The organism is Bacillus sp. URHA0034 (assembly GCF_056280405.1).
In genome coordinates, this window is the sequence record NZ_JBWCDK010000002.1 from 2,733,624 (window position 1) to 2,758,499 (window position 24,876).

The window sequence follows — 24,876 nt, forward strand, 5'->3', positions numbered from 1 at the left end:
GGAAACAGAATGAAAAGGTTTAATCCAAATATTAATATTGATTTAACAATGCAGCCAAATATTAATAAAGAACTTCAAAAATGTGACTTTCAATTTTAATAACATTCTGTGACAATCTCTACGCCATGGACAGAGCAATTTGAGGTACAGGATAAAAAAAGGCTCCTAACCAATATGGTTAAGAGTCTTTGGATATTCGTAAAAATCTTTTAAAACTAAAAGAAACCCGGCACAGTTGCCCAACAGTCTCTTCTAACTAAGCAGACTCCCTTTTAACCAGGCACGAGGACGATAAGGACCGACCGGGATTTGAATCAAGCTTGTTTTTCCCCTTGAATTAATCCCATAAAGTTCATCACATCGGTACGCATCAAATCCTAATAAGGGGTGCCCCCCCATCCCTAATGCACACGTCACCAAGAGCAGTCGTTGAATGAGTATCCCGGCTTCCATTTGTTGAATACGGTAACCTCTATATCCCAAATCCTTTTTTAGGTGGTCCTTGTCGCCAACAACATGCAGACAGACCGGAACTTGAAACAGATTTACATTAGGCATGGTTAATCCATATTGCAAAAACTCCCGAAAATCCCCCTTGGTTATTCTCTTTAGTGCATGAGTGCTTTTATCATAAGTGTAAGCACCATTTGGGACTCCCTCTACATTATAAAAACTGCCGTACAAATCGACACGAGTTTCAGCATTCCCATGCATTTCATAAAGGTCATTCTGATATGATAAAGAGAATGTCTCTTTTAACAAAGTGGCCAGCTGTGTTTGACTGACTTTACCCATGATAAAATCATTATCAGGAGAACGCCTCTCCCTGCAAACGGAGGCGAGATCGTAGGAAAAGTCTTCGGTAAATGGCAGCAAGATGGCCTCCGTACCTAAGGAAGGCTCAGCAGGTTCATCGTTCTTTATCTTCACAAATAGCTCGGTCGTTTCCAATAACGATGCTTCATTCATTTTTCTCAGCATCGGGTAATCAATAACTTTCTTTGAACGATTATAGGTCTCATGCATCAGCAATGGAATTTCCCTGCACAATTCTGTGTCAGAAATATTTTCTTTCCCATTATTATCGTTGTAAGCAAACTCGATAGGTCGATGATTGGCTAATGGGATAACCGCATAAACGCTTTCATCCTGCTCAGCTAGCCCGAGTAAATGATTGATCGACCGATCGAGAAATTGGTAGCATACCTGTGAAGAAAACCCCATTCGATTCGCGACCTCTAATGCTTGCCCAATTAACACACCGGCATCTAGCCCTTGGAGTCTATAGGAAAAATTATTGTATTTGTAGAAATTCTTCCAATAAACCGTTGAGACAAAAACCGTACAGAAACAGTCAGAAAGGTCACTCCTATTTCCAAGACTTCTTGATAAGTAGGAATCGTAATTTCCTTCTCTTAATAAGAGGAGACGGTGGTGTGCCACATCATAGTGATAAATTCCCTCTGGTGCGTCATCCAGCTTTACATACACATATAATTCATTAGGATATAATGCCCCTCCAGAGGGTACAAACCTCCGTAATAACTGAGCATAGCTTACATTTGCTCTTTCCCTATTATCCGCGCTTAAGGCGGCTTGGGAATAGTGAGTTAGCCCGTATACATACCATAAGAAATGACCCAGTTCCCTTATGCTGGGTTTTTCTTGAGTTTCCCGTCCGTTTAGCGTTAACGGGACATCTGCATTCAGTTGGATCTGTGGTAACCCGCGATACAGTTTATAGGAAAGCGGTGCATCTTCCCAATCCACTTGCCAATCCGGGGGAAAGAGTTTTTCCGTATTAAAATGAAGATGGTGCAGAAATGTTTCAAGCTCCAAGCTTACACCTCCTACTATTCATTTATGGGAACGGGTGGGGATATGGATTTAGCTGTTCATACGATAACGGCTGTTTTATAAATCCAAGTTTCATTGGTACTTTTAGGACCCTCTCCAGCCCTTTCACACGGATAAGATGCTGGCCGAATGTCATCGGTAACATACCAGGAATTAAAACTTTTACACAGAATAATCCGTTTCGTCTGGTTATCGGTGTCGTTTGGTCAACAACAATCACTTCGAGGTCCAACCGGCGAAACCTTTGAAGAATGTCCTCAAGGTCTTCCTTCAAATCCGTATTTACTGGTGGCTCTTTAAACTCTTCAGCAAACGTCCGTAATGGACGTTGATCATCCAATAAAAAATCCAGCCGTGCCTCTGCTTCCTTCAGACCATAGAGCATGCCATGGTCCTCCATGGTACGTACTGCGAATGGGTTTTTTAACATTACTTCATATTTCTGCCGGTTTTCTTCCAATTTTTTGTCATGCCTAACCATCATTCCTGCGAGCTCGAAAAGAGAGCTTTTTACGGCCCTTACAGGATCAGGATTAGCTCCGGCCGCACAAATCAAGTTTACACCCTTGGAACTTCGATTTTTTGCCACTGCCCAAACACTTGGAATTCCATGTTCCATTGTCGAATTGTAAAAATGAAGCTCATATCCCGCCACCTCATGTATTCGGTCGACCATCAGTTCTAATTCCTTATTGTTAGTGGAACGAAGGTCAAGACGCGGAAGCGGAAGTTTTGCATACCAGGTTAACAAGAATGAATCGCGCTCGACGACCTCCATAATGGCATGGAAAATAGCCTCCTCCAAACTTCCCCCTAAAGCACATCCATTAGAGGTCTCATAAACAAAGCCCTCCCCATAGCCCAAACTGTAATAGGCGAGCAATTCTGGAACTAGTATAGGACGTTTTTGTAAAAACGAATATCCCCAGACCCAATTCATAGGGTCATCAGGATGGAATGGCTTAAACGGAAAATGAGGCTGAGCATATTGTTCTGTTTCATGTAAACCTACTTTTGCAGGATTTAGTGCTTTATCCTTTAGATGATGATAACTATCACGTACTGCTTTCCTTTTGCCTCGAGGCTCGACCCCGCAATATCGTTCTAATCCCTCTAAAATGGCAGTCAACTCACTCATTTCATAAGAATTAGACCTGCCGGCTACTCCTTCATCTCCTTCAAACAGTGGCATGTTAACCAAAACATCTGCAAATGGCAGCCTTATGTCCTGCATTTTTCCATTCATGACCCCAGTACGGTAATCAAGATAATCTTTGACCAGAACTGTTTTCAATTCATCCATTGAACGGGAGCGATAACCAGCATCTTTAATTTTAGGACTAGACTCTAGCCTAATTTGAGCTAATTCTGGTGTGTCATCAGGCAATGGACTGCAAATCGGGCACAATGGATCAGGCAAGAATAAGTGGCTTTCGTTCGTTAATGTTCTCAGATTAGTAATGAACACTCTTTCTTCCAAGCGGCCGGGTTCTCCTTGAAGAATTCTCTCCACTTCGTTACAGATCAGGATTGCCATTTGCGATAGTCCTGTTCGTGTTGCCCACGCATCGCGCAGGACGTCCCCACCTGTTGCCATTCTTAGTTGAAGCTCCCACATTTCACGCCGGTCAGGTCCAGCTATCAGGCGCCTTATATCCATACAGCGGGAACATCCCGGTGTATCAGGGCGTACTAATGGACCAATGATTCCTTCTCCAAACGAAACGAAGCCCCTAAGCCAGGGGATACCAGTATTCCTATATTTTTCTTCTGCTTTTTGATGAATCGATGACTGCCAAGAATCATGCAGCACTAGGGCTAATTCTGTTTGTTCGGGGACCTGTTCAAAAAGGCCTCGACGGCTTACATGATAACTGCCGGATAATTGTTCAAAAACATAATCTGCTAATAGACCCTCTCCGTCAATGAGAATATGGGCAGCCATTAGGATTCCTCCTCCCCGACCTGTACACCATAGACTCCGGCCAATTCTTGTTTTAAAAAGGGTTCTAGCGTAAGGTCGTAGACAAATAACCGTTTTCTGTTTCGATTTAGGACCTGAATAGAGGATTGTAATAGCTCAAAGTGTGTTATATCCTCACTGGAGTTGAAGTTAAGTTTGGTCTCTTTCCTCTCTAGAAAAACCGCAGACTCTATCTCTTGCCTAAATTCGGAGTTTACCTGGTTCTGACTGTCCAGAAGCGCTTGTTGCAAAGCAGTTTGTAATGCCAATGTTGGAGTTAAATCTGCCCTCATGTACAAACGGCCATTCGACCTTACCCATATAACTGGAAAGCCTAGTATCTCTTCTTTCAAGCCGATTGTCGGGGCACCATTCAAAGTAGTCAAAGCGTTTAAATAAAATCTGCATCGTTGATCTTCCATTGTTCCTAGCTGCAATCGATAAACCTTATTGAGTTGATCCGTCTTTCTTTTTCTCAATTGTTCATTTAAATATTCTTGCAACCCGCGGCAAACTGCCTCTGAAATGGTTTCCCCTGCACCGATACCGATAAATTCTCCTAGTCTATCCGTATCAATTGTATTTTTCTCATTTTCGAATCGGTAAAGGGGTGAATTCACCAATCTGGCAACATACATTTCAATGCCGGTCAGCCCTGCCTTTCTTTTTGCTTCCTCATGGGTTAAACCCGCACAAATAACTTCTGACAGAAGATCTGCCGGTCCCTCTGACAGTGGGTTAACTGCTTGAACATAGCACTGTGAAAGAGGAAGCTGCGTCAAATCCCGCTCCTCCCAGGTATGGAAAATACCGATTTCCTCTGAAGTTAATCGACTGAAATATTCCAAAAGGATAACCGGGTCAACCCTTTTTTCCGAATCCTGCTTAAGTCTTAAATCAATTTCCTCAACCAGCCTTGGCGTAACCATATTAGATGTTACCAAAGGATGTGTGATGAATGCTATCCAATCTCCTTCCAATGTTTCACGATCAAGCAGGTAAATTTGATTATCTTGATTAAAACCTTCAATCCCAGATGCCTTCTTGAAAAATTCGAATACGGTAACATTCGCTAGAATTGCTCCCACTGTTGAAGAAAAAGGCTGATCATCCCCATTAACCCGCACGGCAGTTTGATGAATTCGGCGCCATGCAGACTCCCAGCATCCGTCTGATTCTGGATGAACCAATGGGCCAGAGAGCCCCACATGTTCTAAACAGAGGGCCGGCAAAAATGTCTTCTTTTCTTCCTTACAAACTTGATTAAGATCTCTTACTTGTTTTATATTTCCGTCTTCGGAAACATACAGAATCCAATCAAAGGGCTGAACCACTTCTTTCCAAAAAATTTTTCCTGTCGTTTTAGGAAAGGGGATTTCCACTATTTCAACTTCGGCATCTACCTTTCTGGCATTCCGCGCCAATTCACTGAGCCGCACCCGATTGGTAGGAACCGTATCAGTTATCATGATATTTAATTTAGGCAGCCCTGTTTCCAGCAACGCAGAAACCAACGATATCATAAAAGACCCAGAGCCGACCGCGAGAACCTTAGCTTGACGGAACTCTTGAAACTGATAGGCACCCGATTCCACAAAATTCTCGATAAATTCAATTTGGGAAGCATGCCTTTCAAGAACGTTACTATTTAATTGATGTGGGGTATCTTTGCTTATATCCCGAACAAAGCCATTTTTGTACAGCGTTTCTCCAATTTCATATACCCTGTCACGATATGGGGCCGTTAATCCCTTTGTTAAATCTCCCAATGTTTGCTCCCCATTAAACATCGGCATTAATGTTTCAATCCATTGATAAATCGTATTCCCTTCCATTCGAAATGAACTTAAGTTATTTCGAAAATACACACCACCCTTTGGGTCTGGGAGAAAAAAGGTATCCCTTTTTACCTTTAAACGTGTGGACGAGTTAAGTTTTGTCATTCAGCTCCTCCTCATTCCTTTCTACTTCTACACTATCAGTTTATGTACGATTTTTTGTCCAATATGTTAAACACAGTAAAGAAGCGCCCTTACGGCATATCCTGCAGGGGCACTTCCTTTTCATAACCTTTTTCTAGAAAATTCCGCAGTCAAAACAATGGTTAAATGATAGCAATGCCGACACAGTTATAGCAGCTATAACAACCATAGCAGCCTCCACAGCCTCCACAGGCAAAACCGAAGCAGCTAAAGCCAATACCAAAACCAAAGCCTCCGCAACGACCGAATCCTCCGCAACGACCGAATCCTCCGCAATGATGAAAGCCTCCACAACGACCAAATCCTCCACAGCGGCCAAAACCTCCGCAACGGCCAAAGCCACGCGGATCTTGGCCCTGAGCATCGATAGGAATTAACTCACCCACTTGGAATTGGTCCATTCCCAACGCTTGTAAATTATTCTGAAAATTATGCATTTCTTCCTCCCCTTTGTATTTATTCAACTGGTTAAACCTAAAACCTGAATAGAGAGTGGTATAAGCTAATTTGTCAATTTTGTAAATTCGGAAACAATCAGTTACTTGTGTACTCTCTTCAACAAAATATGATTTTTTCTAGGACGTTGTTACTGATGTATTAGCCTATTTTACGGCTAGGTATCATGAGATGCTGATTCATTACAGAAATTTATTTGAAACTTATTAGATGCAAATCTGATAAAGTGACAAAAGTACAAATCACTACGAGACCTAGCAAATCAAAATATAGTCAAGTTAGGCACAAAAAAGACCCCCAACCAAAATCGGTGAGAGTCTTTAATGATTAATCAATACGTTTTGGAACTGAGGGGAAGACGTTTCTCTATTTTGTGTGTATCCTTAGGTTCTTTCCAGTAAACACTCCTGGGGTGGAACTTCAATAAATCCTTCAATACTTGGCTGCCGCAGCGCCCCACCTTCCGTCCATTCAGCAAATTTAATCTTTACCGTCTTTTCCGGCCGCACCCAGATGGCCTGGGAATGGCGCTGAGGTTTTTGTTGAAAAGGATAATGCGCAACCGTAATTCCGTTTAATTCCTTAGTTAAGTCTTTCCAATCACTTACCGTCATTTTACCTGTTCCCTGTATGCCCGACATATTGAAGTTCTCCTTGAGAGTCATATAGGCCAAGTAAAATCGAGTTTACAATATCATGTCCTAAAGTAAAACCACCGATGACCGCGATAATATCTCGATAATTTTTTACTTTGAGCCAGTCATCGCGTTTTTTCCCAATTGAATAAGGAGAACCGCTCCTTTTCAGCACTATCCCTTCCATGCCTTGTTCCCTAATCGCACCAAATAATGCTTCTGCTTCAGTGACAGAGGGGACAAGTTGAATCTGACCGTTTGGTTTGATGATATCCGCAAGTATTTCATTTCTTTCATGAAAGGACTTGTTATGAATCCACTCTCCATTCAGGTAGATGACGTCAAAAATCATATAGATAATGGGCACAGACTCCGCAGCCATTTTTAAACGTTCAAATTTTCTCAAACCATCACGTTTCATTACTTCATGGAAGGCGGGCTTTCCATTTTCCCCTAATGCAATCACTTCACCATCTAAAATAACGGAACTGCTGGAACAATATTGATGGATGTTTGTGATCTCTGGATAATGCAATGTTCTTTCATTCTTTTTCCGATTATAAAGCCGTACATCCTGATTTTCGGCATAGGTGAGGATTCTAACTCCATCCCATTTCACTTGTGCAATCCATTCGTCACTTGTTGGAATCGTATCACTACTAACAGGTTCCATTGCAAAAATTGGCTCCAGATATATCACCCCAAATTTTAGATCATACATAGTTTAAACGAAAATCACTGAAAATATAGAATAACAGGAGGTCGTAAACGTGGAAGAAGTAGTAGTTGACGGCAGAATGATTGAAATTTCAAACCCCGACAAAATGATATGGGAAAGTCAAGGCATCACAAAGATGGACTATATTCGATATTTGGTAGATATATCCCCCTATCTAATGGAACATGCCAAAGAAAGATTATTAATGTTGTGGATCTATCCAAACGGAATAAATGGCAAAAGGATTGAAAAAAGATCAGTTCCACAGACTGCACCAGAATGGATTTGCAGTACCTTCTATAAGGACAAGGAAAGAATCCTATTAAATGATAGGGCTACACTTGTTTGGGCAGCAAACTATGGTGCGGTTGAATTCCATGTACCGTTTGATCGCCATGATAAACCCGATTATCCTTTGGAAATGGTTTTCGATTTAGATCCTCCCGATCATAATAGCTTCAACCTCGTGTTAGACGTCTCAATCAAACTGAAGAATCTTTTAGAATCACTTGGTCTTATCTCTGTACCAAGAACTTCGGGTTCTTCAGGTATGCAAATATTTATTCCTATTCAACCCGATTACACCTTCGAGGAAACAAGAAAGATCAATGCCTTTGTTGCTCATTATTTTGCCGCCCAAATGCCGCAGCAGATTACGCTTGAACGAGTAGTTTCAAAAAGAGGAACCAAGCTATATTTTGATTACTTGCAGCTATGGAGAGGACGGACGATGCCGGTGGTTTACTCGGCAAGGGCAAATTTGAATGCCACGGTGGCCACTCCGCTTACCTGGAAGGAGGTAGAAGCCGGTGTTATGCCCACCGATTTCACCATTTTAAATATGAAGAAAAGACTGCAAGAAAAAAGGGATCTGTTTAAGCTGATAACAACAGAGAAACACAATCAGTCCCTAAATGATATTCTCGGATTTATTAAAAAACACGATATTTAGTTGTACTTCAACCCTTTATTAAATTCAAGATGGAAAACAAGGACACAGGTTATACAAAATTAATAAAACAATAGAAGATGATTAAGAAAAGGAGCCTATTTTATAGAGCTCCTTTTACTTATTTAAATATTTTTAAACCGTCTATATGTTCTTTGAGTTTTTCAGAAACTCCAGGGGACTGTATTTAACCTAAGACTCTCAACCCGATGAAGCATGCGATCTCATGCGAATTTCGTAAGAAGAAAATAGTCTGCCGTATAAATAAGCAAAACTGAGTTGTAGACATGAGGCTATGTAAAAAGGCAGGGATAGGGAACCCAATCCAAAAAGATAGCCTGTAATATACGGTCCAATGGAGGTGGGCAGCCTCATTGAAAAAAGATTGATGCTTGATGCAAAGCCGCTCCGCTGGTTACGTGTTAAACTCACACTCAGCGCCTGCTGTGCCCCCTGCGTACCTCGATTTAAAGCCGTTCGGAGCATATAAATGACAGAAACGAGTGCGTATGATGATAGTAAGGGCATCAAAATTAAAAGCAGACTTCCGATCAAACGGATGAAAACAATGGACCGGATTGTCCCATGTTTATGGGATAATCTTGCTTGAAAAATGGAGGTAACTCCGGTCATGAAGAAAGTAATAGCCAATGTGCTGCCAATTTGAGCATGGCTTGCCCCAAATTTAGCCGAAAACCAATAGGACATCATCGGGCCGGTCAGCCCAATGGCAATCCCATTAAGTATGTTAATGGCTGCAAGCTTCAATACCGCTGCATTTTCTTCATGCAAGATTTTCTTTTCTTCATTCCTCTGTCCCTCTTTTTTGTTTCCTTGGTGGTTTTCGGCTTCTCCTCCTTGAATCGTTAAAATGATGGAGGCTGTGATCAACGACGCAACGAGAATATAGCAGAATAGAAGGCTATAAGGAGATACTCCAGTTTTCAAAAACGATGCAGCCCCCGCTAGCACTGCTCCAACCCCCATCCCGAAAAAACTGAGAGCATTATTCAAACTGTATACTCCGCCGCGTTCTGCTGTTGGGACAAAGGATGCCAGCCAGGCCTGCTCTGCAGGGGCACATGGACTGGGTGAACCAGCGTCTGCTTTTCCAAATCCGGAAAGTGTAATCGCAATAGACAAAAAAATTGGGTTAGTGGTTAATACCCCGATCAGTGCACATCCGGCGGTAACTAGTTCAGAGATAAGGACAAACGGTTTTCTGCCAATCCTGTCACTATAAACACCTATAAAGGGTGCAAGGACAACACCGAGCAATCCTCCTGCAGCAAGCACACTGCCAATCGCTGCCGTGTTCCACCCCAGCGCATCGAGATACAATGCCAATTCCACTACCATCATGCCTTGTCCAATACTGCGAATAAAATTTACCAGCATAAGCCGCTTGACCACCGGATGTATTTGAACAATTCCTGGAAACTTCATTTTGATCACTACCTTTTCATTTTTATAGGGAATATTTAGAATTACTAAGTTTCTACTTAAAAGGGTGCCAATTCTCAATTTCCTTTATTCATAGTCATAAACAAACAAAGTTAACCGTAGCATTACATGTTTACATGGGATTGATGGTAAATTGAGGGATAAGCTAAGGACTGCAAAGGGAAGGATTCGTTTTGGCAGGTAACTGGAAGGGCATTATTTCAAAAAAAATGGTGCTGCAGGGTATGTACGTATCCCCTGCAGCACCACTTTGGCAACACCTATTTTTTTATAACCGTTTTATTGCGGATCGGTCCTGAGAATACCTCCGATAGATTAGGGGGGATGATGATTCAACCGGTTTGCTGTTGGCATCCTGTACAGCTTTTTCAATTAAATGATGTTCTGGTGCCCATTGGCAGACCGGGTCGGTCGCATAAGCATCTCCCGTTAAGGCAAAAGCCTGACAGCGGCACCCTCCTCCATCCTGGTGCCTCAAATCACAGGGGAGACAAGCTTTGGGCATCCATTCTTCCCCCCGGAAACGGTTAAAAGATTCAGATTCATACCAAATATATTCTAGCGATGACTGACGGACATTTTCAAAAGATAACTCTTTTATTATCCCGGCGGTTGGACACGGTAGGGCAATTCCATTCGGCGCTACCGTAAGACCAATAGCTCCCCATCCCCCCATGCAAGGCTTGGGTGCAGATGTATAATAATCAGGAATAACCCATATAATTTCCATTTTTTGCTTCAGTCGTGCTTTGGCGGCTTCATAGACTGCACTTGCACGCTCAATCTGTTCCCTGCTTGGCAGCAGTTTCTCCCGATTTAGCAGCGCCCAGTTATAATACTGGGTGTTCGCCAGCTCCAACCGTTCGGCCCCCATTTCCTCCGCAAACTGAATGATCTCATCCACCTGATCAAGATTCATTCGGTGTAACACCACATTTAATGACAAATGCATTTCTGCCTTTTTTACAGCAGTGATAGCTTCTCGTTTTTTTTCAAAGGCTTTGTATCCGCCGATAAAATCGGAAAGCTTCGCTTCTGCCGCTTGAAAGCTCACCTGCACATTTACTAAACCTGCTTCCTTAAGCCGTATCGCTTTTTCCGTTGTTAAGCCAATACCGCTTGTAATGAGATTGCTATACATCTCTAATGCAGCAGCGTGGCTGATAAGGGATTCCAGATCATCCCGCAAAAGCGGTTCGCCGCCAGAAAAATGAACTTCTACTACTCCCAATTCGGCGGCCTCCGACAAGACCCGGCTCCATTCCACTGTTGAAAGTTCCATGGATTCTTTAGCCATTTCAATAGGGTTTGAACAATACGGACAATTCAAAGGACAGCGATGGGTTAACTCAGCAAGCAGCGAAAAAGGAGGTTGAACTGCACTATGACTCCTCGATTTCATGGTGAACCACCACCCATCCCTGATCCGCCATTTCCTGTAAAAATCCGGAAATGTCTGCCTCCATTGTTTTCAAATCAGGCAAAGCACCCGAACTCCTAGTTTCTGAGCCTTCCATTAGAGAGGTCCTGATGGATTCAGTTATGGTGTTCACGGTCTGGCTCCCGTCGCATAAACGAAGGATCGATGCTGCAGTTTCGTTTAGGACTACGACCTTTTCCGGTAGCAAAAGGAGATGTTTTTCTCTCACCTTATCAAATTTTAATCGCGCCTTTGCAGCGAGTTTTGGAAGACTGCCTGTTACAAAAATAGACTCCACCACCAATCATTTATTCTTCCCATTTTACGATTCACGGGGATAGGCCTTTTCAATCGCATCAAGCTGTGCCCATAATACATCACATTTGAACCGCAAGGCGTTGACAGCCCGTTGCTGTGATTCTGGTGTTTGACAATGGGTTAAAACAAGTCTGAGTGCCACATCCGAATCACTTGGTGCTTGAGTCAAGCGGCTTTGAAAATAATCAAGCCCTGAACGGTCAATCCAAGGATACAACTGCTCAAAAACCTTTATCCTTTTTGAGATAAGGTCAGGCGAAAACAATTCCGTCAAGCTTGAGGCAACGGCTTCAATCCACGGTTTTGTCCGAGCGAAGTTCACATAGGCATCCACAGCAAATCGAACGCCCGGGACAACATATTCCTCCTGTATGACTTCTTCCCGAGACAATCCTACCGCTTCTCCCAGCCGTAGCCATGCTTCAATACCGCCATCTTCTCCTGGCCTTCCGTCATGATCAAGAATACGGCCAATCCACTCTTTCCTCAGTTCCCTTGACGGCAGATTGGACAGGATAGCTGCATCTTTAATTGGGACTGATTTCTGGTAGTAGTATCGGTTGGCCACCCAGCCGCGGATCTGTTCTTTGCTTAAGTTTCCTTGGTGCATCACGATATGAAATGGATGTTTGTCATGATAGGAAGAACGCCCTACATTCCTTAGCCGCCCTGTGAACTCATTCGCCGGCCAAAGCTCTTCCCTTTTTTTATCACGGCTAATGAACCCCTTTTGCTCCAGCAAAAGTCACACCTCCATTTCCATGCCATCATAAGCAACTTCAATACCAAGCCGCTCCAATGTATACCTCTCCACTGAATCCTTTTTCAAAATAGGGTTGCTGTTGTTAATGTGGATTAGAATTTTTCTTTCTGCCGGGAAAGAGGCTAATAATTCCAAAGTGCCTGTTGGTCCGCTAATCGGTAAGTGGCCCATGCTTCTTGCGTCACGAGCGGCTGCCCCCATCCCGGTTAATTCATCTTCCGACCAAAATGTTCCATCTACCATCAGGATATCGGCTTTTTTTAAGCAGGCTTCTATAGCCGGAGTGATCCTTTCTAATGTAGGAAAAAAAGCAAGACACTTGCCCGAATCCTCATTATGAAGAACCAGTCCAACCTCCCAAATATCTTCTTGACCGTCCAGCTCCTGGCTCGACTTGGCATATAGCGGCGGTTTTTTCGAAACGGGAACCGGCTCAACGATGATGGTTCCTTCTGTTCCCTCATGTAATGGTTCCACCCTTTGCCGAATGCCTGGATTAAGAGACTGCCATTCCCATGAACAATAGTCTTTTAGCATTGGAAACACCGGAAAAGCGGAGTACAAGCAGCTTCGTACCATCTTGGTTCCAAAGATCGTCATACTGGAGCCCTCCCGCAGTGACAATAGCCCAATCGTATGGTCGAGCTCCGCATCTGTTAAAAAAACCCCGGCAAGAGGGGTCTCTCTTATGCCTGGACCTGCATGTAGTGAAGCAAAAGATTCAATTTGCCTGAGAATATCCGGGCCTGCATTTATGAGGTACCAGTCCTTTTCATTGGCAGTTACCGCAAGCGAAGATTGTAATAACGGCCGGAGTGAATCGTTTCCTGAGCGGACTGCCCGACAGTTGGGACAGGCACAGTTCCACTGCGGAAAACCTCCTCCGGCCGCTGCTCCTAATACTCTAATTCGAATTTGGCTTCAGTCCTTTCCCTTCGATGAGGGCATTGTTTTTTTCAATATTCTTTGATTTTCCAAATAACCTGCCAACCTGCCAACCTATCGCCATATTTACTACAGCCATCAGGATAAATAGCAAATAGTCCCCTATTGGATCAGGAAGCAGGAGATCGACAAGCAGCCATCCTCCTGCTGTAGCACCCCCGATCATCAAGCCCATCACTGATTTTAAGTAACGATTCATTGGCACACCCTCCGTGTTTTGGTTAAAATCATGAACTAGAGGCAAGCAGTCTGCTACTTGGCGATGTAGGAATACATCGTCACCTCGGAACACGTGTTGATTATTTCGTACTCAGGCTTTAACCACATGTGATCCCCCCCTTTCAAGACACTTTCAATAATGATTATTTCTTAAAGGAGTGTCTGATTTTACCTTTCAACACAATCTTATGTCTGTGGAAACATCAAAATAACTAAAATTTCAACATGAAGTTGTCCAAACCGTGTTTTGCAAAATGTTGCAAAAAAGGACAAGCTTGGAGGCACACACTCCTTAAAATCCCAAAGAACAACCTGAGTCCGTAAACTCAGGTTGTCTTGTTTCTATTAAATTACTTGTTCTGAGACAGCTATTTTGCCAATACTTCGGCCTGATCCTTATTAACAAGACCTCCAGGCGTACGTCCGCCTCCGTTAACGATTTGATTTACTATCTTCTCTTCAGACATGGATACACCAACATGGTTTAGGTCAGGGCGTGTCCGTGACTGAATTAAAAATAACCTGAGCTTATCAAAGCTCAGGTTAAAAACATCCATTTATTCACAAATTCTTCAATTGAAGGCAGTTATTATTACTTCAAAGGATTTATCCCAACGCACGGTTTAAGAATGATTCGGGATACCTTTAGTTTTTCAACATCTGCCTCAGTACTGACTATTCCTTAAGATAAAATCAACTGTCCATTGACCCTTTTGATTCAATATTCCATGTGTATGAAATGACATTTCAGAAGTATCGGGTCTGTAATTATGCAGCTGTGCTATTATCGTTCCTTTATACTCATTATTACTTACTTTCTTAAACGATTCTGATTCCTCACGAACTAACGTATGCCCAATCCAAATATACGGGTTTTCAATCAAACTTTTAGTATTTGAACTAACTTGTATATTTGAATTTGAGTATATCGTATAATGCAGTTGAATGTTTTGGCCGTGGTTTATTATGGAATAGTCATTGATGGTTAACCTGATTCCGTTATCCTCGGATGAACCTAAGCCCTGATTTGATTGAGCATTGGACAAAGTTGGGAAGGCAAATCCTAAGAGTAAGGAAATACAGGCGGCACCAATGAATCGCACGGTATAATTCGGTAATTTCCTCATTTTACCACCATCCTTATTTTTCGCGAATTTCTGATGTTTCTCCAATTTATAATTATCCTTTTAAGAAACCAGTAAAGGAATCGAATCGGGGTGTTTCTAGAGTAAAAATCATTTCTTTTTGGAAAGCCAATCCGCTAGTGCTTCTGCCTCTGCACCTTTAGCCAAGCCTGCTGGCATGCGGTCGCCACCATTAAGAATTTGATTCAATATGTCCTCTCTAGACATAGTTTTACCTATGTGTTGAAGATTTGGTGCTGTTGCGCCTTGAAGATTATCCCCGTGACAGGAAATACAACTCCTTTTGTAAACCTTTTCCGGATCGATAACAACGTCTGCTTCCCCTTGTAATTTTGCATTTTTATTTACAGCTCCAGGTTTTAACTTACCTCCAAGACCATAAACAACAACCTTCGTACCACCAGTAATTACTGCAACATATTCATGGCCGTCAACGGTATATATGGAAGGTGCCATTTTGATTTGTTTTCCTCCACTTTGCATCTTCCATAATACTTTACCTTTTTTAATATCAAGGGCATTTACGTTTCCATCCAATTCCCCGTAGAAAGCAAGACCGGAAGCAGTGCTTGTGAATCCGCCATACATCGGATCGTCCGTATTCTTTTGATATACTTTTTTCCCTGTATTCATATCAATTGCTGTGATGGTACCAGAAACATCAACATCTTTTGGCAAAGGAAGTATCTTTGTACCTGGGAAGGTATTATTATCTTTTGCAATCTCTTCTGCATCTTTAGCTGCTACCATTAAATTAGGGCTATTAATACCTGGAATAAGAACATAGTTGGTGTCAGGGTCATATGTCTCTGGAGCATAGCTTTCTCCACCTGGAGTCCCTGGCCATTGGAGTTTAGCTTTACTCTCATCGCTTGGTACGCTCGAATGTTCAATTTTTACAAAAGGTACCCCATCATAAATGGTTTTCCCCGTTTTTGCGTCCCACGCATACCACTTTCCATTCTTACCGCCTTCAACCACAACCTTCTGTTTTTTCCCGTCAACCTTTGCATTGAGAATCATCGGTGTTGCGGCAGCGTCATAATCCCATATATCATGGTCTACTTGATTGGATGACCACCTAAATTTCCCTGTTTTACTATCTAAAGCAACAATAGAATCGGTATATGGATTTTTTCCTTTTCTATCTGCATCGTAAAAGTCCGGAGCTGGATTCCCTACTGCAAAATACATCATGTCAGTATCCGGATCAAATGACATCGGTGTCCATACGGAGCCTCCGCCCGTATATTTACCCTTCGCCCAGCCTGTTCCTCTTTCAGGAACGGTCCAAAACGGCTCTTTCCATAGCGGTTCCAGGGTATCTGCTTTAAACGCCCAAACAAAACCTCGTGTACCATTATCACCGCCGCTGCTTCCAACGTAAACGTTGCCATCATAATACATCGGAGCTGAAGATTCATAATATCTGTTTTCTAACTTGATAGAAGGTTCATGATCCCAAAAGTTGACCATTTTTAACAGTTTTCCGTTCTTCGCATCAAGTTTGGCCAGCCGATTATCTATCATCAAGACAAATACATTTCCATTGGCCACTGCGACACCCCTGCTTGCCACATTGGACTGCCATGGCAAACTAGTAAGATGATCAAGTACGTCCTTGGGCGGTGTCCATGCCCAGAGTTTCTTTCCACTTGCGGCATCGATCGCAAACACATGATTTTTCGCACTTGTCACATACATGACCCCGTCATGGACGACAGGGAAATCTTCTTGTAAATTTGGAACATCCTTATTCCAATCTAAGATATCCTGCTGCCATGCAATCCCCATTTTTTTTACATTATCTTTTGTAATCTGTTTATAGGGCACATGTCGGGTATGTTGAAAGTCATACCCCCAATTTGGGAATCCTATCTCATCTTCCTTTTTTGCCTGGTTGGATTCCTTGGTTTCCCCTTTTTTGTCTTTTGCATTATTCTTGTTATCATTCGACTGACAGCCAACTATAACCATACTCGCTAGAATAACTAAACCTAATGACTTTAAAAATCGCATCACGGAAATACCCTCCTGACATGAAATAATAAATTGCATCTTTGATGAGGAATTTATATTCTTTGAGTCTTTAAACCTCCTTAAGGCATTCCAATTTTTATAAGAACATTGGTATATTTACCTAAGGCACAATAAATTATGCAAATGTAACTATTTTTCCCTCCCCTCTTTTGAAGTGCGGGTGATAAGTTTTCGATGAATTCCACTTTACCTCATAAACGATGAACAATCCCTGTAATGAGTAAATGGTACCTTTATCAAAAGTTTAATTGTACTGTTGTACAACCAATTACTCATTTTAAGCATAAAAAAAGACCCCCAGCTAAAATGACTGAGAGTCTTTGAAACGTCCATATTAACGTTTTGAGAACTGAGGCGCACGACGAGCACCTTTAAGACCGTATTTCTTACGCTCTTTCATACGTGGGTCACGAGTAAGTAATCCAGCGCGTTTTAATGTTGGACGGAATTCCGGATCAACCTGAAGTAATGCACGAGCAACACCATGGCGGATTGCGCCAGCTTGACCAGTATATCCACCGCCGCTTACGTTTACAAGAACATCATAGCTGCCAACTGTTTCAGTTGCAACTAGTGGTTGTCTTACAACAACACGTAATGCTTCAAATGGGATATATTCTTCGATTTCACGACCATTAACTACAATTTTACCTGTGCCTGGAACTAAGCGCACACGTGCGACAGAGCTCTTACGACGACCAGTACCGATATATTGAACTTGTGCCAAGTTATTTCCCTCCCTCTAAATTAACCGCGAAGTTCGTAAACTTCAGGTTGTTGTGCTTGATGTGGATGCTCACTGCCAGCATACACGTGTAATTTTTTGAACATTTGACGGCCAAGAGAATTCTTTGGAAGCATGCCTTTAACTGCAAGCTCAATCATTCTTTCAGCGTAGTTTGTACGCATTTCTAATGCAGTTCTTGTTTTTAAACCACCTGGGTGCATTGTGTGACGGTAGTAAATCTTGTCAGTTAATTTTTTACCAGTTAGTTCTACTTTAGAAGCATTAAGAATAATTACATTATCACCAGTGTCAACATGTGGTGTAAAAGTTGGTTTGTTTTTACCGCGTAAAATTGATGCAACTTCAGAAGCAAGACGACCAAGAGTTTTGCCTTCAGCATCAATCACATACCATTTACGCTCGATATTGTTGGCATTTGCCATAAACGTTGAACGCATGTGTTTCCCTCCTATTAAATCCATCAAAGATTATTATTTTCGCACTTTTAAAGCGATTAGCGTTCTATTCTGTTCCGGGAATAAACATCTAATGCCCTCGTGCAGTAATTTTTCAAATCATATATTTTCAATCACGATGAAGACTTTCCGGGGCTTTATCGTGGGATTAAAAACACGCACATCTAATATAATAAATACTACAGGTCTAAATGTCAAGAAAATGTTACACCAGGTTAGGTTGTTTTATAAGAAAGGCGGAAGTGTCCGTTTAGCGCACGACAGGACTGGAGCGCTCCAACTGAGATAAAGGAGACACGAAGAGCGATAGCTTTTTCGTGTTGACTTATCGTAGGGCGGAGCGCGAAGTACACTAGTCGCTGGGCACTGAAGCCAGACACTGCTCAAAGTTCCATGCTAATAAAATACTTTCCAAAGATATAGTCCTTGAGCTGGAGCAGTTTTACCAGCAGAGCGGCGATCTTCTTTGACCAGTATATCAGTCATTTCTTCTGGCTTTCGCTTTCCTGAACCTACTTCCAATAGAGTTCCTGCCAGGATACGAACCATATTATATAAAAATCCATTGCCAACAAAACGCAGCGTAAGGAAATTATCTTCTAGTAAAAAATCAATCATCTCGATGGTGCGAACTCGATCCTCAACCTCTGTCCTTGCCGAGCAAAAACTAGTAAAATCATGAGTTCCAATGAAAAAGCGGCTCGCTTCCTTCATAGCCTCTATATTTAATTCATAGGGATATTGATAAGCAAAATGCCGTTGAAAGGGATCCCTATTTTTCGAAAGTTGCAGGACATAGCGATATTCTTTTCCAATCGCATCAAAACGGGCATGAAACGAAGAATCTACTTTTATGACCGAAAGAACCGATATATCCTCCGGCAGCAACGAGTTAAGAGCTACTTCCCATTTTTGCTCTGAGATCTGAAGTGAAGAATCAAAGTGAATAACCTGCCCTTTTGCGTGGACACCGGCATCTGTTCTTCCTGATGCAGAAACTTTAATAGCTTCCCCTTTATGCATTTTGGCTAAGACAGCTTCCAAATCGGATTGAACGGTCCGTTTATTTGGTTGAACTTGGTAACCGGAAAATCCTGAACCATCATAAGAAATAATCAACTTATACCTTTGCATCATATTGCTCCATTATGACCGTAATAGAATTAGTAAAATAGTTAATACAACTAATAAAAGGATTTGGAGCGTATCTACTGGCCTCCAGCTGAGCTGACGGTACTTTGTCCTTCCCTCACCGCCGCGATAGCCGCGTGCCTCCATAGCGATAGCAAGCTCCTCCGCCCGTTTAAAGGCGCTGACAAACAAAGGAATCAAGAGTGGAATGACCGCCTTTACCCGCTCCTTTATTGGACCGCTGTCAAACTCCACACCACGGGCAATTTGCGCTTTCATTATCTTATCGGTTTCCTGCATCAGCGTTGGAATAAATCGTAAGGAAATAGACATCATTAGTGCCATCTCATGGACCGGAAACCGGACCTTCTTCAACGGATTTAACAGAGTTTCCATCCCATCGGTAATTTCTATCGGACTAGTTGTTAGAGTTAATAAAGAGGTCATGAGAATTAAGAAAAAAAATCTTAGTGAAATAAAGATCCCCTGCCTGACCCCTTCTTCATAAATCTCCAAAGGCCCCCATTTAAATAGAAGATCACCCTGCTTTGTAAAAAACAACTGCAGTACTAACGTAAATAAAACAAGCCAAATGACTGGTTTAAGGCCGCCATATAAAAAGCGGACCGGAATCTTCGACATACCAAGCATATAAAAAGTATAAATACCAATCAGTACATAGGTAATCCAGTTATTAGCAAAAAAGATTATACAAACAAATAAAAAGATAATTAATAGTTTTGAACGAGGATCCATTTTGTGAATGGTCGAATCAGCAGGGACATAACGGCCAAAAATCATTTTTTCCATCATGAGCGAACACCCCTGCTTAATACCTCGGCAACCTTTGAGGATAACTCTTCAATTGTGAGATAAATTTTGTCTAATTTTATGCCTGTTTGTTTTTCAAGTTTCAACTGAAAGCGAACTACTTCGGGAACATCGAGACCCATTTGTACCAATTCCACTGGGGATGAGAAAATTTCCTCAGGTGTCCCTTTCTTAGCGACTCTGCCCTGCTGCATGATGGCGATTTGGTCCGCATACCTTGCTGCATCTTCCATACTATGAGTTACTAAAATGGTCGAGAGCTTTCTCTCCTTATGAAGTTCATAAAACATATCCATAATCTCTTTTCGGCCTCTCGGATCTAACCCAGCAGTAGGCTCGTCCAAGACGATAACTTCAGGTTCCATTGCCAATACACCAGCAATGGCCACTCGCCGCATCTGCCCGCCTGAAAGATCAAATGGTGATTTCTCCAAGATATCCTCCGCAAGACCAACTTGTTGTAAGGCAAGCCGTGCCCGTTTCTTAGCTTCTGTTTCAGAAACACCAAAATTCATTGGACCAAAGATAATATCCTTTTCTACGGTTTCCTCAAATAATTGATGTTCTGGAAATTGAAAAACAATTCCAACCTTTTGTCGGACAGATTTTAAATGTTTATTTTTCTGACCCGCTTTAATTTCGTGTCCACCGATTAGGACAGTACCCTTTGATGGCTGCAACAGTGCATTTAAATGCTGAAGAACAGTTGATTTCCCCGAACCAGTGTGGCCAATAATAGCCATGTATGTGCCAGCAGGAATATCAATGGAGACATCTTCTACTGCCAGCCTCTCAAAAGGAGTATTTGCTTGATACCGGTACTCTACATGCTGAAGCGAGATGTCCATAGCTCTGTCACCAACTCTTCTTCCGTTAAATAATGCTTCGATAGTTTAATTCCATTTTGACGGAATGCTTTACTCATTTTTACAGAGAAAGGAATGTCCAATCCTAATTGAATCAATTGCTCATCCATGGCAAAAATCTCTTCCGGAGTGCCCTCTCGGAAAACTTCTCCACGATTCATCACAATAATACGGTCAGCTTTGGCTGCTTCCTCGAGATCATGGGTAATCGAGATAACGGTTAAAGATTTTTCCTGTTTTAACAGCCGGACCGTTTCCAAAACCTCTTCACGACCTCTAGGATCGAGCATAGAAGTTGCTTCATCAAGGATAATTATAGAAGGCCGTAACGCTAATATCCCAGCAATTGCTACACGCTGCTTCTGTCCACCAGATAGATGATGCGGCTCTTGATATAGAAATTGATCCATTTTCACTTTTTTTAATGAATCTTCTACACGCTGGACCATATCGGCTCGGGGTACCCCATTATTTTCTAAACCAAAAGCCACATCATCTTGTACAGTTGTGCCTACAAATTGGTTATCTGGATTTTGAAAAACCATACCGACTTTTTTTCGAATATCCCAAATCGTTTCTTCAGTCAACTTTACACTATCAATGGTAATATCACCTTCCTGTGGAAACTGAAGACCATTTAATAATTTTGCCATCGTTGATTTTCCAGAACCGTTATGTCCAACAATCGCAAGCCATTCGCCATCATAAATATCAAAGGTTACATTTTTGAGGGCATACCGTTCCTGTGCATCATATTGAAAGGATACTCCTTTAAGAGATACAATTGACTTTTTCATTGCGCCATTCTCCCTAGCTAGACTATTCTCCGCTCATATTACAAACCCATCAATAAAACTCCTATATAACAAAAAAAGCCCGCACCTCGGTCCCTATGCAGTCTGTATTCAACTGCGAGAAAAGGGATTTCAAAAGAAATGGGAGGAGGTGCATGAGCTAGACGAGACGTGAAATCGAAAACAAATAAAGGTGTTTTCATTCCGAGGAGTACAAAAATCCTCCTATTGGCTCCCAAAGAATGGAGTCACGCTCATCATAACACTCGTTTGGCTTGTGTCGAACAATTATAAAAATTTCCTTTACAGAAAAAGGGCAAAGAACAAGTTTGTTTGTAAACTGTCCAGCGCCCTTGTTGTCTGTTAAAGTGTATTAAACTAACTCGATAATAACCATTGGCGCACCGTCACCGCGGCGAGGTCCAAGTTTCATAATACGAGTGTATCCACCTTGACGCTCTTGATAACGTGGAGCGATATCAGCGAAAAGTTTTTGAACAGCATCTTGACCATTTTCAGCATTAGCAACTTCATTACGAACGTAAGAAGCAGCTTGGCGTCGAGCATGTAAATCTCCGCGCTTACCTAGTGTAATCATTTTTTCAACAGTTGAGCGAAGTTCTTTCGCACGAGTTTCTGTTGTTTCGATGCGCTCGTTGATAATTAAATCTGTAGTTAAATCACGTAGCATAGCTTTACGCTGTGCGCTTGTGCGTCCTAACTTTCTGTATGCCATGAAGGGTTCCCTCCTTTGTTGAAGTCATAAAACGGATATCAGCTGCGATAGACTAGTCGTCTTTACGTAAGCCTAATCCAAGCTCTTCTAGTTTTGCCTTCACTTCTTCGAGTGATTTGCGGCCTAAGTTACGAACTTTCATCATATCCTCTTCAGTTTTATTAGCTAGTTCCTGAACAGTGTTGATGCCAGCACGCTTTAAGCAATTGTAAGAACGAACAGAAAGATCTAGTTCTTCAATAGTCATTTCAAGAACTTTTTCTTTTTGATCTTCTTCTTTCTCAATCATAATTTCAGCATTTTGAGCTTCATCGGTTAAACCAACGAAAATATTCAAATGCTCGGTCAAAATTTTCGAACCAAGAGCAATCGCTTCTTTTGGCCCAGTACTTCCATCTGTCCAAACATCAAGCGTTAGTTTGTCAAAATTTGACAATTGACCTACACGAGTATTTTCTACTTGATAGGAAACGCGGGAAACTGGCGTATAAATAGCGTCAATCGGAATGACACCAATTGGTTGGTCTTCCCTTTTGTTCAGTTCAGCCGGTGTATATCCACGACCACGTTTAGCGGTTAGACGCATACGAAGATGTCCATTTGTCGCCAATGTAGCAATATGAAGGTCTGGGTTTAAAATCTCAACATCGCTGTCATGGGTAATGCTGCCAGCCTTAACAGGTCCTTCACCTTGTACATCAATTTCAAGTGTTTTCTCTTCATCAGAGTAGATTTTTAACGCTAATTTTTTAATGTTTAAAATGATGGATGTTACATCCTCTACGACGCCTTCAATTGTTGAGAACTCATGAAGTACCCCATCGATTTGAATCGATGTAACAGCGGCACCTGGGAGTGAAGATAATAGGATACGACGTAAGGAGTTACCCAAAGTGGTACCATATCCACGCTCAAGTGGCTCTACGACGAACTTTCCGTACTTGGCATCATCGTTGATCTCAATCGTTTCGATTTTTGGTTTTTCTATTTCGATCATCAAATAACCCTCCTTCAAAACGTCGAAACTTCATTAGGTATTCCTAACTGAAATTCCCCCATGTATACGTTCCCGTTTTGTGCACAACAACTGGAATAAATATTCTGTAATAGTGCAAATAATTAATATCATATCCCATTATAGACATATGATAAGAATTCTATACAGAAAAATTAAACACGACGACGTTTTGGCGGACGGCATCCATTATGAGGAACAGGAGTAACGTCTTTAATAGCAGTTACTTCTAGACCAGCAGCTTGAAGAGCACGGATTGCAGCTTCACGGCCTGCACCAGGTCCTTTAACGGTAACTTCTAAAGTTTTCATACCATGTTCAATGGAAGTTTTAGCTGCTGTTTCAGCTGCCATTTGTGCTGCGAATGGAGTAGATTTACGAGAACCTCTAAACCCAAGCGCACCTGCACTTGACCATGAAATTGCATTACCATGAACATCAGTAATAGTTACAATAGTATTGTTAAATGTTGAACGGATATGAGCGATCCCAGATTCAATATTCTTTTTAACACGACGCTTACGCGTATTAGTTTTACGAGCCATTTAAATTAACCTCCTTTGCCGATTACTTCTTCTTGTTCGCAACAGTCTTACGAGGACCTTTGCGTGTACGAGCGTTGTTTTTCGTATTTTGTCCACGAACCGGTAAACCACGACGATGACGTAATCCGCGGTAGCAGCCGATTTCCATTAAACGCTTAATGTTAAGAGAAATTTCACGGCGAAGATCACCTTCAACTTTTAATCTGTCGATGATGTCACGGATTTTGTTTAATTCGTCTTCAGTTAGATCACGTACACGAGTATTTTCTGAAACACCAGCTTCAGCTAATACTTTTTGTGCAGTAGCTTTACCAATACCATAAATGTAAGTCAAAGAGATAACCACACGCTTTTCACGTGGAATATCTACACCAGCAATACGTGCCATAATGAGCGCACCTCCTTAAAATTAACCTTGTTTTTGTTTATGTTTAGGGTTTTCACAGATAACCATAACTTTTCCGCGTCTACGGATAACTTTGCACTTTTCGCAGATCGGTTTAACAGATGGTCTTACTTTCATTATCCTAACCTCCTTAATAGTACGGAGTGCAAGCAAGCAGTTTATTTGAAGCGGTAGGTAATTCTTCCGCGTGTTAAGTCATATGGAGAAAGCTCAACTGTTACTTTGTCACCAGGAAGAATTCGAATGAAATGCATACGAATTTTACCGGAAACATGAGCCAGCACTGTATGACCATTTTCTAATTCTACCTTAAACATCGCATTTGGCAAAGTTTCTATGACTTTACCTTCAATTTCAATAACATCATCTTTGGCCATCGTCTCGTCTCCCTTCTTTAATCAAAAATAGTGTTCGAAAATCTATTGCAAAACTTTCATTCGTCCAACATTAGCAACCTTATAATATTACCATATTG

At 41.8% G+C, this 24,876-nt stretch carries 28 protein-coding genes; 1 reads left to right on the top strand and 27 read right to left on the bottom strand.

The window, feature by feature from the left end; genetic code table 11:
- Positions 1-252: 252 nt before the first annotated feature.
- The 6 genes from ACZ9EE_RS15125 to ACZ9EE_RS15150 all read right to left on the bottom strand — a co-directional run bounded on the left by ACZ9EE_RS15125 (position 253) and on the right by ACZ9EE_RS15150 (position 7,566).
- Complete coding sequence (locus tag ACZ9EE_RS15125) at positions 253-1,839, bottom strand: SagB family peptide dehydrogenase (RefSeq protein WP_476028276.1); 1,587 nt, start codon at positions 1,837-1,839, stop codon at positions 253-255.
- A 22-nt stretch (positions 1,840-1,861) separates the two neighbouring features.
- A complete protein-coding gene (locus tag ACZ9EE_RS15130) occupies positions 1,862-3,802 on the bottom strand; it encodes a TOMM precursor leader peptide-binding protein (RefSeq protein WP_476028277.1) in 1,941 nt (646 codons plus the stop codon).
- Positions 3,802-5,763, bottom strand: a complete 1,962-nt coding sequence (locus ACZ9EE_RS15135; RefSeq protein ID WP_476028279.1) for a putative thiazole-containing bacteriocin maturation protein — start codon at positions 5,761-5,763, stop codon at positions 3,802-3,804. Before ACZ9EE_RS15135 ends, ACZ9EE_RS15130 begins: the two co-directional genes overlap by 1 nt.
- 161 nt (positions 5,764-5,924) lie before the next feature.
- Positions 5,925-6,239, bottom strand: a complete 315-nt coding sequence (locus ACZ9EE_RS15140) for a heterocycloanthracin/sonorensin family bacteriocin (protein WP_476028281.1) — start codon at positions 6,237-6,239, stop codon at positions 5,925-5,927.
- Between the two features lie 402 nt (positions 6,240-6,641).
- On the bottom strand, positions 6,642-6,899 hold the full coding sequence (locus ACZ9EE_RS15145; RefSeq protein ID WP_476028283.1) for an ATP dependent DNA ligase: 258 nt from the start codon (positions 6,897-6,899) through the stop codon (positions 6,642-6,644).
- The gene (locus ACZ9EE_RS15150; RefSeq protein ID WP_476028285.1) at positions 6,874-7,566 is read right to left on the bottom strand and encodes an ATP-dependent DNA ligase; all 693 of its coding nucleotides are present in this window, start codon (positions 7,564-7,566) and stop codon (positions 6,874-6,876) included. The genes ACZ9EE_RS15145 and ACZ9EE_RS15150 overlap by 26 nt, the downstream gene beginning before the upstream one ends.
- A gap of 97 nt (positions 7,567-7,663) precedes the next feature.
- Between ACZ9EE_RS15150 and ligD the strand changes: the two genes are divergently transcribed.
- Positions 7,664-8,563 carry a non-homologous end-joining DNA ligase gene (gene ligD / locus ACZ9EE_RS15155; RefSeq protein ID WP_476028287.1) on the top strand — a complete coding sequence of 300 codons (900 nt, stop codon included), beginning with the start codon at positions 7,664-7,666 and terminating at the stop codon, positions 8,561-8,563.
- 198 nt (positions 8,564-8,761) lie between these two features.
- Here ligD and ACZ9EE_RS15160 read toward each other — a convergent pair whose 3' ends face one another.
- From ACZ9EE_RS15160 to infA, 21 genes are all read right to left on the bottom strand, one after another.
- Complete coding sequence (locus tag ACZ9EE_RS15160; protein ID WP_476028289.1) at positions 8,762-10,006, bottom strand: MFS transporter; 1,245 nt, start codon at positions 10,004-10,006, stop codon at positions 8,762-8,764.
- A gap of 286 nt (positions 10,007-10,292) precedes the next feature.
- A complete protein-coding gene (gene pqqE / locus ACZ9EE_RS15165) occupies positions 10,293-11,426 on the bottom strand; it encodes a pyrroloquinoline quinone biosynthesis protein PqqE (RefSeq protein ID WP_476028291.1) in 1,134 nt (377 codons plus the stop codon).
- Positions 11,407-11,742 carry a pyrroloquinoline quinone biosynthesis peptide chaperone PqqD gene (gene pqqD / locus ACZ9EE_RS15170; protein ID WP_476028293.1) on the bottom strand — a complete coding sequence of 112 codons (336 nt, stop codon included), beginning with the start codon at positions 11,740-11,742 and terminating at the stop codon, positions 11,407-11,409. The genes pqqE and pqqD overlap by 20 nt, the downstream gene beginning before the upstream one ends.
- Before the next feature lie 24 nt (positions 11,743-11,766).
- Positions 11,767-12,504 (bottom strand): pyrroloquinoline-quinone synthase PqqC, encoded by a 738-nt coding sequence (gene pqqC / locus ACZ9EE_RS15175; protein WP_476028295.1) that lies wholly within the window; start codon positions 12,502-12,504, stop codon positions 11,767-11,769.
- Between the two features lie 3 nt (positions 12,505-12,507).
- Positions 12,508-13,440 carry a pyrroloquinoline quinone biosynthesis protein PqqB gene (gene pqqB / locus ACZ9EE_RS15180; RefSeq protein ID WP_476032969.1) on the bottom strand — a complete coding sequence of 311 codons (933 nt, stop codon included), beginning with the start codon at positions 13,438-13,440 and terminating at the stop codon, positions 12,508-12,510.
- Positions 13,430-13,669, bottom strand: coding sequence for a hypothetical protein (locus ACZ9EE_RS15185; RefSeq protein ID WP_476028297.1), 240 nt, complete (start codon positions 13,667-13,669; stop codon positions 13,430-13,432). Before ACZ9EE_RS15185 ends, pqqB begins: the two co-directional genes overlap by 11 nt.
- 388 nt (positions 13,670-14,057) lie before the next feature.
- Positions 14,058-14,246: a hypothetical protein gene (locus ACZ9EE_RS15190; protein ID WP_476028299.1), complete on the bottom strand. Its 189-nt coding sequence runs from the start codon at positions 14,244-14,246 to the stop codon at positions 14,058-14,060.
- Between the two features lie 108 nt (positions 14,247-14,354).
- Entirely contained in the window at positions 14,355-14,861 is a 507-nt protein-coding gene (locus ACZ9EE_RS15195; protein ID WP_476028301.1) for a hypothetical protein, read from the bottom strand.
- A 63-nt stretch (positions 14,862-14,924) separates the two neighbouring features.
- Entirely contained in the window at positions 14,925-16,853 is a 1,929-nt protein-coding gene (locus ACZ9EE_RS15200; protein WP_476032970.1) for an outer membrane protein assembly factor BamB family protein, read from the bottom strand.
- A gap of 355 nt (positions 16,854-17,208) precedes the next feature.
- Positions 17,209-17,601, bottom strand: a complete 393-nt coding sequence (gene rpsI, locus ACZ9EE_RS15205; protein ID WP_476028303.1) for a 30S ribosomal protein S9 — start codon at positions 17,599-17,601, stop codon at positions 17,209-17,211.
- Positions 17,602-17,621: 20 nt separating this feature from the next.
- Positions 17,622-18,059, bottom strand: a complete 438-nt coding sequence (gene rplM / locus ACZ9EE_RS15210) for a 50S ribosomal protein L13 (protein ID WP_476028305.1) — start codon at positions 18,057-18,059, stop codon at positions 17,622-17,624.
- A 414-nt stretch (positions 18,060-18,473) separates the two neighbouring features.
- Complete coding sequence (gene truA, locus ACZ9EE_RS15215; protein WP_476032971.1) at positions 18,474-19,211, bottom strand: tRNA pseudouridine(38-40) synthase TruA; 738 nt, start codon at positions 19,209-19,211, stop codon at positions 18,474-18,476.
- Between the two features lie 12 nt (positions 19,212-19,223).
- Positions 19,224-20,021, bottom strand: coding sequence for an energy-coupling factor transporter transmembrane component T family protein (locus ACZ9EE_RS15220; protein WP_476028307.1), 798 nt, complete (start codon positions 20,019-20,021; stop codon positions 19,224-19,226).
- Positions 20,018-20,887, bottom strand: coding sequence for an energy-coupling factor ABC transporter ATP-binding protein (locus ACZ9EE_RS15225; protein ID WP_476028309.1), 870 nt, complete (start codon positions 20,885-20,887; stop codon positions 20,018-20,020). Before ACZ9EE_RS15225 ends, ACZ9EE_RS15220 begins: the two co-directional genes overlap by 4 nt.
- A complete protein-coding gene (locus tag ACZ9EE_RS15230; RefSeq protein WP_476028311.1) occupies positions 20,863-21,702 on the bottom strand; it encodes an energy-coupling factor ABC transporter ATP-binding protein in 840 nt (279 codons plus the stop codon). The genes ACZ9EE_RS15225 and ACZ9EE_RS15230 overlap by 25 nt, the downstream gene beginning before the upstream one ends.
- 370 nt (positions 21,703-22,072) lie before the next feature.
- Complete coding sequence (gene rplQ, locus ACZ9EE_RS15235) at positions 22,073-22,435, bottom strand: 50S ribosomal protein L17 (RefSeq protein ID WP_215047068.1); 363 nt, start codon at positions 22,433-22,435, stop codon at positions 22,073-22,075.
- Between the two features lie 52 nt (positions 22,436-22,487).
- A complete protein-coding gene (locus tag ACZ9EE_RS15240; RefSeq protein ID WP_476028313.1) occupies positions 22,488-23,432 on the bottom strand; it encodes a DNA-directed RNA polymerase subunit alpha in 945 nt (314 codons plus the stop codon).
- A 173-nt stretch (positions 23,433-23,605) separates the two neighbouring features.
- Positions 23,606-23,995 (bottom strand): 30S ribosomal protein S11, encoded by a 390-nt coding sequence (rpsK, locus tag ACZ9EE_RS15245; protein ID WP_024027886.1) that lies wholly within the window; start codon positions 23,993-23,995, stop codon positions 23,606-23,608.
- 22 nt (positions 23,996-24,017) lie between these two features.
- Positions 24,018-24,383, bottom strand: a complete 366-nt coding sequence (rpsM, locus tag ACZ9EE_RS15250; RefSeq protein WP_335503930.1) for a 30S ribosomal protein S13 — start codon at positions 24,381-24,383, stop codon at positions 24,018-24,020.
- A gap of 21 nt (positions 24,384-24,404) precedes the next feature.
- Entirely contained in the window at positions 24,405-24,518 is a 114-nt protein-coding gene (gene rpmJ, locus ACZ9EE_RS15255; protein WP_000868344.1) for a 50S ribosomal protein L36, read from the bottom strand.
- A 41-nt stretch (positions 24,519-24,559) separates the two neighbouring features.
- Entirely contained in the window at positions 24,560-24,778 is a 219-nt protein-coding gene (gene infA / locus ACZ9EE_RS15260; RefSeq protein WP_007085268.1) for a translation initiation factor IF-1, read from the bottom strand.
- Positions 24,779-24,876: the final 98 nt, after the last annotated feature.